The sequence below is a fragment of the Carboxylicivirga linearis genome (assembly GCF_018271995.1).
Classification (GTDB): Bacteria; Bacteroidota; Bacteroidia; order Bacteroidales; family Marinilabiliaceae; genus Carboxylicivirga; species Carboxylicivirga linearis.
Genome location: NZ_JAGUCO010000005.1, coordinates 174550 through 187654, shown reverse-complemented (window position 1 = coordinate 187654; position 13105 = coordinate 174550). Strand labels below are relative to the sequence as shown.

Sequence of the window (13105 nt, the reverse complement as noted above, 5' to 3'; positions counted from 1 at the left end):
TCCGTTTAATCGGCTTAATCTGTGGACAAAATAACTACGAAGTAGTAACCTAATATTAAAAAATTAGTTGACAGAATCGTATGTCGAAGACAGTAATTAAAATAGAAAATCTCTCAAAGATCTATAGGTTAGGCGAAGTAGGTACTGGCACCTTATCGCACGATTTAAACAGGTTTGTCAGAATGAATATATTGGGGCAAGATGACCCCTACGCCAAGGTGGGCCACGTGAACGACCGCACCGCCAAAGCCGAGAAAGGCGAACTGGTGGCCGCCCTACGCGATATCAACCTCGAAGTTAAGGAAGGCGAAGTGCTGGGTATCATCGGCAAAAACGGCGCCGGAAAGAGCACCCTGCTAAAGCTCCTCTCCCGCGTGACCTCCCCCACCACCGGCAGCATAAAGGTTAAAGGCCGACTGGCTTCCTTATTGGAGGTAGGTACAGGCTTTCACCCTGAGATGACGGGCCGTGAAAATATCTATATGAACGGCACCATTATGGGCATGCGCAAGTGGGAGATCGACCGCAAGCTCGATGAGATAGTGGAGTTTGCCGGCGTGGCCAAATACCTCGACACCCCCACCAAACGCTACAGTAGCGGTATGACCGTACGCCTGGGTTTTGCCATTGCCGCGCATTTAGAGCCCGAAATTTTAGTGGTAGACGAAGTACTGGCCGTGGGCGATGCCGAATTCCAAAAAAAAGCCATTGGCAAAATGCAGGATGTAAGTCAAAACCAGGGTCGGACAGTGCTGTTTGTGAGTCATAATATGAACTCCGTGAAATCAATATGTGATACTGCCCTTATTTTAGAGAACGGTGCTATAAATCAAATTGGTAAAACAGATAAAACAGTTGAAAATTACTTGACTAATTTTGTTAAAAACAAAAAGACAGGTGTATGGTATAATTCAAATACAATACAAGAAGTAAGATCAAATCTGATTGAAATTAAAACATGTCATAGCGATAATGAAATTGATACAGTTTTTAAAAGTCATGAAGATTTTAAAGTGCTAGTTACGTTTACAACTGATTTTAATGAAAAAACAAAGCCTTATCTGAATTTGCATTTGAAGGATTCCAATGATGAGTTATTATTCATTTCAAATTTTAGTGATTTAGATTATAAAAGAGGTGAAGAAAAATACCAAGTAGAGTGCATTATACCTGGGAATTTACTAAATGAAGGATTTTACACTATTGGCATTGCACTAACTTATCTAAATCCTTTTAATGTTGACTTTAGCCATAAAGAGGTTTTGGGATTTCAAATCGAAGAAGATTTAAACATTACACTAAATGATATAAGATGTGGCTATGGCGGCCCATTCCCAGGAAAATTTCGCCCCAAGCTTAAATGGAATGTAAATAGCTAAATATGGATAAAATAATTTGCCATGTCTGCAAAAATGAGAAATTCAGTTCCCATATTTATGAGGAAATGATGTACGGTACGAAAGATGAATTTCTTTATTTAGAATGTGAACATTGTAAAACTTTGAGAATACAGGATACTCCATCTAATTTAGCGAGCTATTACCCAAAAGACTATTATAGCTTTAAAAAACCCTATTTTAAAAAGGAAAACTTTCTGCTACGATGGGTAAAAGCAATTATCATTAATAATAAAGAAAGGAAAATCACTAAAAAGCTTTTTTCATCGAGAATCAACTATCTAAAGAGTAACATACCTTTCTACTTTGATAAAATAAAGGCTACAAGCAAAGTTTTGGATGTTGGATGTGGTTCAGGACTTAAGCTTTATAACCTCTACAGATTAGGATATAATAATTTATTGGGTATTGATAAATACAATGAGAAAGAAGTAAATTATAATAGAAATTTCAGAATACTAAATGGAGATTTTCAGAATCTAAATGACAAATATGATTTCATCATTCTAAGACATGTTTTAGAACACTTGCCCAACCAATCTGAAAATATAAAGAAACTGGCTGATCTTTTAAACGATAACGGTTTACTTGCTATATCAATTCCTATACGTGAGAAAGCCTATGAGATATATGGAAAATATTGGGTTCAGCTGGATGTTCCAAGGCATTTGTATCTGTATACCCATCAATCGTTTTTACTCTTCATTGAAAAGGAATGTAATTTAAAAGTACTTGATTACAGGTTTGAATCAAGCGACTTTCAGTTATGGGGCAGTGAATTATACAAATGGGACATATCCCTTCATCAATTTGAAAATAATAAGGAATCGATTCATAACTATTTTAGTAAGAACGATCTTGATGGTTTCAAAAGAACTGCCGAGCAATGGAATAAAAAAGAAATTGGCGACGCTGTAACCTACATTATTAGAAAAGAAGCTTGAAAATCTGATGAACAGTTTATTTACCATTATAGTTAGCTATAATTTCGAAAAGTGGATTGACAAGTGCCTGGGAAGCTTTGCCAGCTCCACCATGCTATCTCAGATTATTGTAGTGGATAATAATTCGACTGACAATACCGTATCAATAATCAAAGAAAACTACCCCGAAGTTATTCTTATTGAAAACAAGAAAAACCTGGGATTTGGACAAGCCAATAACCTTGGTATAAAGTATGCCATTGACCACAATGCTGAGTTTGTTTTTCTTTTAAATCAGGATGCCTGGATACAAGCCAATACATTTGAAAAAATGGTCTCTGCTTACCAGTCATTAAACGATCAATCCATAGGTTTATTAAGTCCTGTTCATTTAGACAGCAAGGACAATATTGAAAAAGGCTTTTTAAACTATATAAGTAAAAATCACAAGCTTTTAAACGATTTATTTCTGAATAAAAAAAAGAATCACTATACTATTGATTTTGTAAATGCTGCGGCCATCATGCTAAGCGTTGAATGTTTAAAAACAGTAGGTGGCTTTGAACCCGAGTTCTTCCATTATGGCGAAGATGTCAACTTTTTTCAACGAATAAAATTCCATAATTTTAAAGCCGTCTTAATTCCAGATGCATTTATTACTCATGCACGGGACCTGGAAAACAAAGAAAGAAAAACCTCTTTGCAACGGACCTTTTACTTTGAGTTTATGGAAACCTATAAATTCGATGCCTTGGATGTTAACCAACATAAGACTTTCAGAAAGAAGTATTTGAAATATCTGCGCATTAGCATTCAAAACCTTTTTCGCAATTTAGTATGGTTTAATAAAACCAAACTGATATATTGGTTTTGGTATGGTAAAGCTGTTATTACTACGCGTAAAAAATATGCCGAAATTCAAAATAATTACATTACTCATAAAGGAATTTACCTGTAAATGGAATTAGCACCAATAGTTTTATTTGTTTATAACAGACCCTGGCATACTCAGCAAACACTCGAAGCACTATCGAAAAATGAATGGGCCAATCAGTCCTCCTTATTTATTATGGCCGATGGCCCCAAAGAAAATGCTACAGATGAAGACCTACAAAAGATTAAAGAGGTACGGGACCTGATTCGTCAAAAGCAATGGTGTAAAGAGGTAATTATTGAAGAAAAGGAGCGTAATTACGGACTGGCTGATTCCATTTTAAATGGAGTTACAAAAATTGTAAACCAATACGGAAAAATCATTGTTCTTGAAGATGACTTAATTACTTCAACATTCTTTTTAAAGTATTTAAACACTTGCTTGAAAACTTTTGAGAAAAGATGTAATATCTATAGTGTTTCAGCAAATATGTTTCCAATTAAAACTAATCTATCTGAAACAGTATTATTACCTTATATTGCTACTTGGGGATGGGCAACATGGAAAGATAAGTGGAACACTTGCGACTGGAAAACCCCTGACAAAGACCATATAAAACAATCAATATATTTAAATCATCGATTTAACCTTGCGGATTACAGCTATTCAAGCCAATTTGATATTGATGATAGAAATGTCTGGGGTATTAAATGGTATTATAATCTTTTTAAAAGAAATGGACTATCAGTATATCCAAGTAAAACCTTAGTAAGAAATATTGGCCTTGATGGCACCGGTGTTAACTGCTCAGAATCGAAAGACGATAGAGAATTAGCATCAGAAATAGATATAAAATTCAATGATTCAATAAATTTAGAATTCTACTCTATTTTATTGAGATATTTTGAGAAAGCTGAAAAGAATGATAGAAACATATTTAAGAAAATACGGAAATTATTTAAATAAGCTTTATAATCGAAAGCATATATTTATTTCATCATTTCCCAAAAGTGGTTCAACCTTTTTGCATAATTATTTAAAAGAAGTTACTGGATTTCAAGAGTCATTTTATATTAAAAGCTTTGATCAAACTGAACAGGACATCTACCTGCCTAATCTAATTAGTAGTATTAAAAAAAATACCGTAACGTACCAACATTGTAGAGCGACGAAATCAAATATAAACACTCTTAATTTCTTCAATATAAAACCCATTGTTTTAACTCGAAGTATTCATTCATGTATTACAAGTTTGTATACACATATGGAAATAGAGCCAGAAAACACATGGTGGCCAATGGCGTTTATTGGCCAAGATTATTATCAAAAGTCAGAGCAAGAGAAACTTGATTTCATCATTGACATGTTCACTCCTTGGTATCTAAACTTCTATGTTTCTTGGAAGGAATATGAAAAAAACAATAATAGTATATTATGGTTAGATTATTCAGCAATTAAAAAGGAAAATATTGAATCAACATTGGAGCAAATTATTTCATATTATAAAATTAATAATCACGTTATCGACAAAAACAAAAACATTGATTGTTACGACAAGATTAAGTTGAATTCACGATTTAGAGGTGATATAAAAAAAATGACACTAGATAATAACCAAAATGATAGAATTCAAGGCTTTTTAAATCATTACCCCTCTACAGATTTCGATTCAATCCTTTAAATATGAAATTTATACTCAAAAAAATATTCGCAATTCTAACAAATAGAAAAGCGAAAAAGTCCAACTTAATGCAATATTGTTGCATTGGAGATACCAGTATTTTTCCTCAAGGTGTTAACTTAAGATTAGATGTAAAGCCAATTAAGGATAAAATATATCTGAACATTGGTGAAGAAGGATTAATAAAAGGGGCTTTTATTTTTGAGTCTTCAGAAGGTAGAGTAAAAATTGGCAATAATGTCCATATAGGTGGTGCCAATTTTATTTCAAGGAATTCCATCAGTGTTGGTAACGATGTAACTATGGCATGGGACATCACCATATATGATCATAATTCTCACAGTATCCACTGGGAACATCGAAAAAATGACAATCATCAATGTTTCCATGACTATATAAAATACAATGGTAATAACATTGTAAATAAAGATTGGTCGCATGTTAAATCAGCTCCAATTACTATTCAAGATAAAGTCTGGATTGGTTTGGGAGTAACAATTCTTAAGGGAGTAACTATTGGCGAAGGTGCTGTAATTGGAGCTAAAAGCGTTGTTACTAAGGATGTGCCTGCCTGGACAGTTGTTGCTGGTAACCCGGCAAGGGTAGTCAAACAACTAACTCCTGAAAATAAATAGAAGTAAATGAACATTTTAGTAATAGGTTCAAAAGGATTTATTGGTGCACATACTTTAGCATATTTCCGAAAAAAATACGATGACGTTTATGGCTGTGATGTGGTAGTGGATTATACGGATGATAAGTACTACCAAATTGATGCCAGCCAACCCGATTTTCAGGCCCCTTTTCAGAAAAAAAACTATGAGTTTTGTATCAATTGCTCGGGTGCCGCCAGTGTACCATTGTCAATTAAATATCCCCTGCGTGATTACCAATTAAATACAGCAAATGTTTTTAAGCTATTAAGTGCAATTAAAGAACTTAACCCTGCTTGTAAATTTATAAACTTGTCAAGTGCTGCAGTATATGGTAATCCTAAAACAATACCAATTGGTGAAAACGCTTTAATTAAGCCAGTTTCACCTTATGGCGAGCACAAAAAAATGGCCGAAGACATATGTAGTGAGTTTTATTATTTTTTCTCACTGCCTACATGTAACTTACGCATATTTTCTGCTTATGGGCCTGGACTCAAAAAGCAATTATTATGGGATTTGTTTCAAAAATGCACCACAGATAGCTTTGAACTCTTCGGTACAGGTAATGAAACACGCGACTTTATTTATATCGACGATGTTATTCAGGCCATTGAGGTAATTATGAACAGCGATGCTGTTTTTAAGGCCGGTGTGGTTAATGTGGCCAATGGATATCAGGTATCAATTAAAGAACTTGTACACGTATTTACACACAAGCTTAATTACAGGGGTAAATATGTATTTTCAGGTTCAAATCGGGCCGGTGATCCAATTAATTGGGAAGCTGACATTAATTTAATACAAACGTTAGGATATCGGCAGACAGTGAGCTTAGAAGATGGAATCATAAAATATATTGAATGGGCAAAACGTTTAGGATAGGTTTTTATTTCATGAACTTTAAAGGATGGACTGGTGGAAACAACTACATATATAATTATATTCATGCTTTAAACACCTTACCTGTTGAGGAGCAAGCTGAAGTAGTTATTTATACTAATTCACAAGAGAATTTTAATGAGTTAAAAAGAAACACAGACTATCAAAAACTTGTTTTTTCAAATACTACTGCTCATTATTCATTTACCGAAAAAATAATAAACAAAATAAGTCAATTTATCCTAGGTAAAAACCTGGTTGATAAAAGAATAAAAGCCGTTGACCATAAAATATTTCCCAATCCGGGATATGATTTCGAAAATATATCTGAAAACCAACTAATTTATTGGATTCCCGATTTCCAGGAAGAATATTTAGGCGGATTATTTTCAGATGAAGAAATTGCAAGCAGGAGAAAACAAAATCATATCATTTCGCAAAAAACCAATATTGTATTAAGCAGCCGCGATGCATTTAATGATTTCAAACAATTCTACCCCAATTATAAAGGATCTGTTCATATTATTCCGTTTAGTGTTTTTTTTACTAAAACTAACGATAGCAAAAACCAATTTGAACAGGTAAAATCTAAATACAATTTATCTGATCGTTATTTCTATTGCCCCAACCAGTTTTGGCAACATAAAAACCACATGTTGCTTATAAATGCTGTTAAAAATCTTGTTAATGAAGGCATTGACATAAAGGTATATTTCTCGGGTAATGAAATGGATAACAGAAATCCCGGACACATTGATAAACTGAAGAGCTATGTAAAAGATAATGTTTTAATGCAGAACATCCAGTTTCTGGGTTTTGTTAGCAGAAATGATCTTCAGACATTAATACAATACTCGCATGGCATCATTCAACCATCTTTATTTGAAGGTTGGAGCACTGTGCTTGAGGAAGCTAAATTTGAAAACAAGTACATTCTTGCATCAGATATTAATATTCATAAAGAACAATTGGCAGACTATCCAAATAAATCATTCTTTAAGGCAAAAGATCTTGATTCTATTACAGATACCCTAAAGAGCATATGGGCCAATGATATAAGTATTAATAAATACGATTACACTGCATGTCAGAAGGCATTTGCAAATAAAATAATGGAGTTATTTAAATAGAATGCATCCAAAAATATCCATCGTAACACCAAGTTACAACCAAGGGCAATTTATTGAACAAACCATTGATTCAATTCTCAGTCAAAACTATCCTAATCTTGAATACCTTATTATTGATGGTGGCAGTACAGATAATTCCGTTGAGATTATAAAAAAATACACTAAACATTTGACCTATTGGTCAAGTGAACCGGATAAGGGTCAGAGTGATGCCATAAATAAAGGTTTTAATCGGTGCAGCGGGCTAATCATTAACTGGATCAACAGCGATGACTTTCTACTTCCAGGTAGTTTAAGTTTCATAGCCGAGAATTTTAAGTTCGAGAAGTATCATGCGTTTGCTTCAAGCGTGCAAAACGTAGATGCAGAAGGCCACTTTCTTCACATCACTGATAATAAAAACCTAAGTGCAAAGAATCTACTGCGCTGGCGAAATAATATTTCATTTCACCAACCAGGAATATGGTTACGAAATGATCTTGTGAAAAGATGTGGTCAACTTCCTGTAAATTTTAATCACTCATTTGATCTTATTTATCTGGCTCATTATTTCAGTATATTCCCCAAAATAAAGTACTCCGATACATCAACCATTGCTTTTCGCTTACATGAAACCTCCAAAAGTGTTTCACAAAAAGAAGCATTTAATGAAGATTTAGATAGGTTTATGAACAATCCTATTTATTCAGGTTTATCGAAGCATATAAAGAACAGAATGCTGGATCAGGAATGGGATCGCATTAGATCTAAGATTTCAAATAAGGGGGCATTAAGAATAAATTGGCCAGAAATAGTGAAGTTTTTCTTATATTATCCACAAACAAGCTGGGATAGAAAATCATTCTCATTTTTGTTTAAAACAATTATGAAAAAATCCATATGATACAAGCCATCAGAATACATTTCGCTCAAGAGAAATAGCATGTTGGCAAGGAGCGATAGCTATCGCTCCATGTAACCATTGAAATATAAATCTAAGCAGATGCAAAACCCTTTAGTCAGTATCTTAATTACCTCGTATAACAGAGAAAAATATATAGCACAAGCTATTGAAAGTGCCATTAACCAAACTTATAGAAATATAGAAATCATCATCTTAGATGATTGTTCAACAGATAGAAGTCATGAAATTGCAAAGGATTACGCTGAAAAATACGATCATATTTTTGCCTATAGAAACGCCGAAAACATAGGGCAGTTTCCAAACCGAAATAAGATTGTAGAATATGTCAAGGGGGCTTATATAAAGTACCTTGATTCTGACGATCTGATTTATCCGCATTGTATTCAGGTAATGATCTGGGCCATGTTGGCATACCCTCAAGCCGGCCAGGGTTTGTGCAGGCACTACTCACCTGATATTGTTTTTCCTGAAGCCTTTAATCCTAAAACGGCTTTTCAGTCTCATTTTTTTAATACGCCTTTATTTACAAATGCACCCAACAGCGTCATCTTTAAAAAAGAAGCTTTTAATCAGGTTGGGGGCTTTGAAACAGATATGGGTATAAATGCGGATAGCTGGCTCTTATTTAAAATTGGAGCCATTTCTGAAACCGCCTTATTGCCGCATGGGCTTGTTTATTACCGGCAAGGACACGAGCAGATTTCCAGTAACGACAGTGTCTTGCAACGATTAGAACAATTCAGATTCCATGTTCCACGATTATTAAACACCGACTCCTGTCCTCTCTCCCAGCCGGAAAAGGAAATTGCCATTGGCAATTTAAAGGGACAATTCATCCGGTATATTTTAAGAACAATCATTAAATTACAGCTTTCAAACCTTAAATACTTAAGCAAGTACTATAAAGATATTAAGTACCTATTATACAAAAAGCATGTTCGTAGTTTTTAAGAAATTAATAAGCGCTTATTTCAAGTTTTTCATAAGGCATTTATACTGGCTATACCGATTATCAGCTGTAAAAGGTATTAAAAAGCTTAAAGTTAATTTTCCGGTTTGCATCGAGGGGAAAGGTCAAATTGCATTTGGACCATCTTCTGTTATTGACAAGCGGGCAAGCCTTAAAGTTACACTGAACAGTGCTCTTTCATTCGAATCGAATACCCATATTGGTCAGAATGCCGATATACGCATTGATAGCGGCGCCTCTCTTACAGGCAAAGAAAACTGCTCAATTGGAAACAATAGCCGAATATATATCAATAATCATTGGGAATTCGGAAACAATGCAAACATTGCAACTTATTGTTCTATTTTCTCTCGTGAAGCAGGCTTATTTGGGCGCCTTATTATGAGCGACAACTCCTACATTGCTGATAATTGCATCATTGATGTGGCTGATGACGTTATCATTGGTAAAGATGTTGCCATTGGCCCCGGTTGCACCTTTTATACCCATGATCATGAGTATGATGATTTAAATTTGCCTGCCTGGAACGGAAAAAAAACAACAGGCAAAATAGAAATCGGTAACAAATCTTGGATTGGCTCCAACGTTACTGTATTACCCAATGTATCCATTGGTAAACATGTTGTTGTTGCTGCAAATTCGGTAGTGACTAAAAGTATTCCTGATAATACGGTCTGGGCAGGTGTTCCGGCCAGGCAAATAAAGTCTTTAGTAGAAAAAAATGATGCATTTTATTAAAAAATGGCTATTTAACAAGCTTAAAAGTGCGTTGCTCAGCCAAAATTACCATTCGCCTTCTACAAAACTTACTTTGGGAGAAGGATGCAAGTGCTATGGAAACTATTTTGATGGAAATATTAATATAGGTGACAACTCACAGCTTTTAAGAAGTGAGTTACACGGAACAATTAATATCGGAAAATTCTGTTCACTAAACGGTCCTAATTTAGATATATATGCTGGTAATGGAAGCGTCAATATTGGTAACTTCTGCTCAATCGCCAGAAACGTTTCCTTCCAGGTTGAAAGTCATAACTCCCAAAAGTTAACAACATACCTTATTTTTAAAAATGTATTTCAGGAGGAAAATACAAGCGAAATATTAAAAAGAGGAATTATTAATATAGGCCATGATGTATGGATAGGTAGTCATACTGTCATCCTGGGAAATGTTAATGTTGGCAATGGTGCAATTATAGCAGCCAATAGTGTTGTTAATAAGGACGTTCCACCCTTTGCCATTGTTGCAGGTTCTCCCGCGCGAATAATTAAATACCGTTTCGATAATCATATCATAGAACAGATAAATGAATTAGAGTGGTGGCAGTGGAGTTTAGACAAGTTAAGAAAGCATAAAGACTTATTTAAGGATCATATTTCAAAGGCTAACCAATTGAATGAACTCAAGTAAAAAAGTTTCTATAATTATTCCATGTTATAATGCTGAACAATATCTTGAGCAGACGGTTAATAGCGTTCTTAATCAAACGCATTCGTCCATTGAAGTAATTATTGTTGATGATGCTTCAATTGATCAATCATTGTCAATTGCAAAAAAACTTAGTGAGGAATACGATTGTATTAAGGTTTTCAGGAACAATAAAAAAGGCGCTTGTGCTGCACGTAATTTGGGTATTATTAAATGTTCCGGCGACTACATCCAATTTCTGGATGCAGATGATTTATTGAGTAAAGATAAGTTGCAGAAACAGATAGAAGTTTTAGAGACTAATCACAATCAAGTAGCTGTTTGCAATACTTACCTCTTCTTTAATGATTTATCCGAAGCCTATAATACAGATAGAGACTTTATCTTTACCAGTTCAAAACCAAGTTATTTTTTAGCCAAGCTTTGGGGCTTACATAATAGCATGCACTATGTGGCTGTACATGCCTACTTAACACCTAGGGAACTAATTCAAAAGGCAGGTGCCTGGAACGAAGAGTTAGATAAGGATCAGGATGGTGAATTTTTTGCCCGCGTTTTGTTGGCCAGCGAAGGCATAATTTATGTTCCGCAGGTAAAATGCTTTTACCGTAAACACCTAAATAGCAGCAATATTTCATCACAAAAGAAAAGAAAACACATTGAAAGTAATTTCAAAGCTACAGAACTGAAAGCGAGCTATTTGCTGGACAGGGATGATTCAGCAGAAGCACAATATGCCGCCGCGACACAATACAAACATGTTGCCATTGAAGCTTGGCCTAACTTTAAAGACATATCTCATAAAGCTTTAGGCAAATGTAGTGAACTGGGCGGGAGTACATATGTTCCGGTATTAGGCGGTAGAATTATTGAAACTGTAAAAAAAAGCTTTGGTTGGAAAACAGCCAAAAGCCTGTCATTTTACCTTCATAAGCTCATCTGATGAAAAAAAAGAACCTCCTTTTTCTTACAACCAGTAACCTTCCAACTAATCCAAGGCTTTTAAAGGAAGTTGATTTAGCACTAAAGGAACATATAGTAAGTGTTGTGCTATTCAATTTGGGAAACTGGAGTGAAGCACTTAATCAAAAAGAAATGAACAAAAGGCCTTCGGTGAATTTTATTCAACTGAGTGCCACGCGTTCTCAAGCTTTCTCCTGGTTGTTTTGGGCGCTTATGGAAAAGTTAGGACGTTTTCTTTACCCGCTTTTTAAGCGCTGCTTATTTGTGAATGCGCTGGTTCACACCAGGCGATCTGTTCAGTTGTGGTACACGCTAAGAAAAATTAAGCATTGTGATTTATTAATCGGCCATAACCTTGGAACTTTATACCCCATTTATCAATTAAGCCTGAGCACAAACATACCGTTTATTTATGATATTGAGGACTATGACCCGGGGATACATGTTCCGGAAGCAGGTAAGCATTATAAATCCTGCACGGAATATCTGCTGAAAAAATGTGCACCAAAAGCAAAGGCACTTACCAGTGCCAGCCCTCTCATTGGCGATTATACCTTAAAACTGATTGGAGGGCATCCCAACCACCAAGTCATACTCAACAGCTTCCCACAAAAAGAATTTGTAGAACCTAAAAACTCAACTCTCAACTCTCAACTCTCAACTCTCAAGTTGGTGTGGTTCTCGCAAAACATTTCGTTCGGCCGTGGTCTCGAACAATTCTTTGAAGCCATTCTTCTTCTTTCTAAAGAAGCAGATCGAAATTGGAACATCGAACATTCAAACATCCAGCTTACCCTCATTGGTAACCTCGATCCCCAATTTGATCAACAAATTATCCAACCCTTCCTGTCCTCCATAGTTTTAGTGAAGAAGGATGAATCGCAAATCGCAAATCGCAAATCGCACATCATAAATCTTAACATCCAACATCCAATGTCTCAACCCGATCTTCACACCGAACTGACTAAGCATGATATTGGTTTGGCGCTTGAATTTGACACAACAGATTTGAATCGACAACTCTGCCTCACAAATAAAATAATGGCTTATGCACAGGCGGGCCATTTTATTTTAGCCACTGATACCCTGGCGCAATCTCAATTTTTAAGCCATCAAAAAGAACTGGGGCTTCTTTGCGGGCAATCAACGGATGAAATAGCAATGCTTATTAAACATCTAACTCATATTTTATCAGATATTCAACACAACAGAAGAAATAGATTAAACATTGGAAAGAGTTTGTCGTGGGAAATAGAAAAAGTTAAGATTGTTAACTTATGGAATAATTTTATTTAACAA

At 35.1% G+C, this 13105-nt stretch carries 14 protein-coding genes; all 14 read left to right on the top strand.

The window, feature by feature from the left end; translation table 11 throughout:
* The first annotated feature begins 182 nt into the window (after window positions 1-182).
* The 14 genes from KEM10_RS09685 (at window position 183) to KEM10_RS09620 (ending at window position 13102) form a co-directional block, all read left to right on the top strand.
* Entirely contained in the window at window positions 183-1379 is a 1197-nt protein-coding gene (locus KEM10_RS09685) for an ABC transporter ATP-binding protein (RefSeq protein WP_244825714.1), read from the top strand.
* 2 nt (window positions 1380-1381) lie between these two features.
* The gene (locus KEM10_RS09680) at window positions 1382-2341 is read left to right on the top strand and encodes a class I SAM-dependent methyltransferase (protein ID WP_212215788.1); all 960 of its coding nucleotides are present in this window, start codon (window positions 1382-1384) and stop codon (window positions 2339-2341) included.
* A 7-nt stretch (window positions 2342-2348) separates the two neighbouring features.
* Window positions 2349-3278, top strand: coding sequence for a glycosyltransferase family 2 protein (locus tag KEM10_RS09675; protein ID WP_212215787.1), 930 nt, complete (start codon window positions 2349-2351; stop codon window positions 3276-3278).
* On the top strand, window positions 3279-4160 hold the full coding sequence (locus tag KEM10_RS09670; protein WP_212215786.1) for a glycosyltransferase family protein: 882 nt from the start codon (window positions 3279-3281) through the stop codon (window positions 4158-4160).
* On the top strand, window positions 4117-4875 hold the full coding sequence (locus tag KEM10_RS09665; protein WP_212215785.1) for a sulfotransferase domain-containing protein: 759 nt from the start codon (window positions 4117-4119) through the stop codon (window positions 4873-4875). The genes KEM10_RS09670 and KEM10_RS09665 overlap by 44 nt, the downstream gene beginning before the upstream one ends.
* Before the next feature lie 68 nt (window positions 4876-4943).
* Window positions 4944-5510 (top strand): acyltransferase, encoded by a 567-nt coding sequence (locus KEM10_RS24735; protein WP_212215784.1) that lies wholly within the window; start codon window positions 4944-4946, stop codon window positions 5508-5510.
* Between the two features lie 6 nt (window positions 5511-5516).
* Window positions 5517-6413 (top strand): NAD-dependent epimerase/dehydratase family protein, encoded by an 897-nt coding sequence (locus KEM10_RS09655; RefSeq protein ID WP_212215783.1) that lies wholly within the window; start codon window positions 5517-5519, stop codon window positions 6411-6413.
* Entirely contained in the window at window positions 6392-7540 is a 1149-nt protein-coding gene (locus KEM10_RS09650; RefSeq protein WP_212215782.1) for a glycosyltransferase, read from the top strand. The genes KEM10_RS09655 and KEM10_RS09650 overlap by 22 nt, the downstream gene beginning before the upstream one ends.
* Before the next feature lies 1 nt (window position 7541).
* On the top strand, window positions 7542-8423 hold the full coding sequence (locus tag KEM10_RS09645) for a glycosyltransferase family 2 protein (RefSeq protein ID WP_212215781.1): 882 nt from the start codon (window positions 7542-7544) through the stop codon (window positions 8421-8423).
* Between the two features lie 99 nt (window positions 8424-8522).
* Window positions 8523-9395 (top strand): glycosyltransferase family 2 protein, encoded by an 873-nt coding sequence (locus tag KEM10_RS09640; RefSeq protein WP_212215780.1) that lies wholly within the window; start codon window positions 8523-8525, stop codon window positions 9393-9395.
* A complete protein-coding gene (locus tag KEM10_RS09635; protein ID WP_212215779.1) occupies window positions 9379-10152 on the top strand; it encodes an acyltransferase in 774 nt (257 codons plus the stop codon). The genes KEM10_RS09640 and KEM10_RS09635 overlap by 17 nt, the downstream gene beginning before the upstream one ends.
* Complete coding sequence (locus KEM10_RS09630) at window positions 10136-10825, top strand: CatB-related O-acetyltransferase (protein WP_212215778.1); 690 nt, start codon at window positions 10136-10138, stop codon at window positions 10823-10825. Before KEM10_RS09635 ends, KEM10_RS09630 begins: the two co-directional genes overlap by 17 nt.
* Window positions 10812-11786 (top strand): glycosyltransferase family 2 protein, encoded by a 975-nt coding sequence (locus KEM10_RS09625; protein WP_212215777.1) that lies wholly within the window; start codon window positions 10812-10814, stop codon window positions 11784-11786. Before KEM10_RS09630 ends, KEM10_RS09625 begins: the two co-directional genes overlap by 14 nt.
* The gene (locus KEM10_RS09620) at window positions 11786-13102 is read left to right on the top strand and encodes a glycosyltransferase family protein (protein WP_212215776.1); all 1317 of its coding nucleotides are present in this window, start codon (window positions 11786-11788) and stop codon (window positions 13100-13102) included. The genes KEM10_RS09625 and KEM10_RS09620 overlap by 1 nt, the downstream gene beginning before the upstream one ends.
* The last annotated feature ends 3 nt before the right edge of the window (window positions 13103-13105 follow it).

Coding starts and splice junctions, on each gene's coding strand:
- KEM10_RS09640 (WP_212215780.1), top strand. CDS start 8,523: ATGCAAAACCCTTTAGTCAGTATCTTAATTACCTCGTATAACAGAGAA.
- KEM10_RS09685 (WP_244825714.1), top strand. CDS start 183: ATGAATATATTGGGGCAAGATGACCCCTACGCCAAGGTGGGCCACGTG.
- KEM10_RS09665 (WP_212215785.1), top strand. CDS start 4,117: ATGATAGAAACATATTTAAGAAAATACGGAAATTATTTAAATAAGCTT.
- KEM10_RS09650 (WP_212215782.1), top strand. CDS start 6,392: ATGGGCAAAACGTTTAGGATAGGTTTTTATTTCATGAACTTTAAAGGA.
- KEM10_RS09655 (WP_212215783.1), top strand. CDS start 5,517: ATGAACATTTTAGTAATAGGTTCAAAAGGATTTATTGGTGCACATACT.
- KEM10_RS24735 (WP_212215784.1), top strand. CDS start 4,944: ATGCAATATTGTTGCATTGGAGATACCAGTATTTTTCCTCAAGGTGTT.
- KEM10_RS09620 (WP_212215776.1), top strand. CDS start 11,786: ATGAAAAAAAAGAACCTCCTTTTTCTTACAACCAGTAACCTTCCAACT.
- KEM10_RS09675 (WP_212215787.1), top strand. CDS start 2,349: ATGAACAGTTTATTTACCATTATAGTTAGCTATAATTTCGAAAAGTGG.
- KEM10_RS09630 (WP_212215778.1), top strand. CDS start 10,136: ATGATGCATTTTATTAAAAAATGGCTATTTAACAAGCTTAAAAGTGCG.
- KEM10_RS09625 (WP_212215777.1), top strand. CDS start 10,812: ATGAACTCAAGTAAAAAAGTTTCTATAATTATTCCATGTTATAATGCT.
- KEM10_RS09680 (WP_212215788.1), top strand. CDS start 1,382: ATGGATAAAATAATTTGCCATGTCTGCAAAAATGAGAAATTCAGTTCC.
- KEM10_RS09645 (WP_212215781.1), top strand. CDS start 7,542: ATGCATCCAAAAATATCCATCGTAACACCAAGTTACAACCAAGGGCAA.
- KEM10_RS09670 (WP_212215786.1), top strand. CDS start 3,279: ATGGAATTAGCACCAATAGTTTTATTTGTTTATAACAGACCCTGGCAT.
- KEM10_RS09635 (WP_212215779.1), top strand. CDS start 9,379: ATGTTCGTAGTTTTTAAGAAATTAATAAGCGCTTATTTCAAGTTTTTC.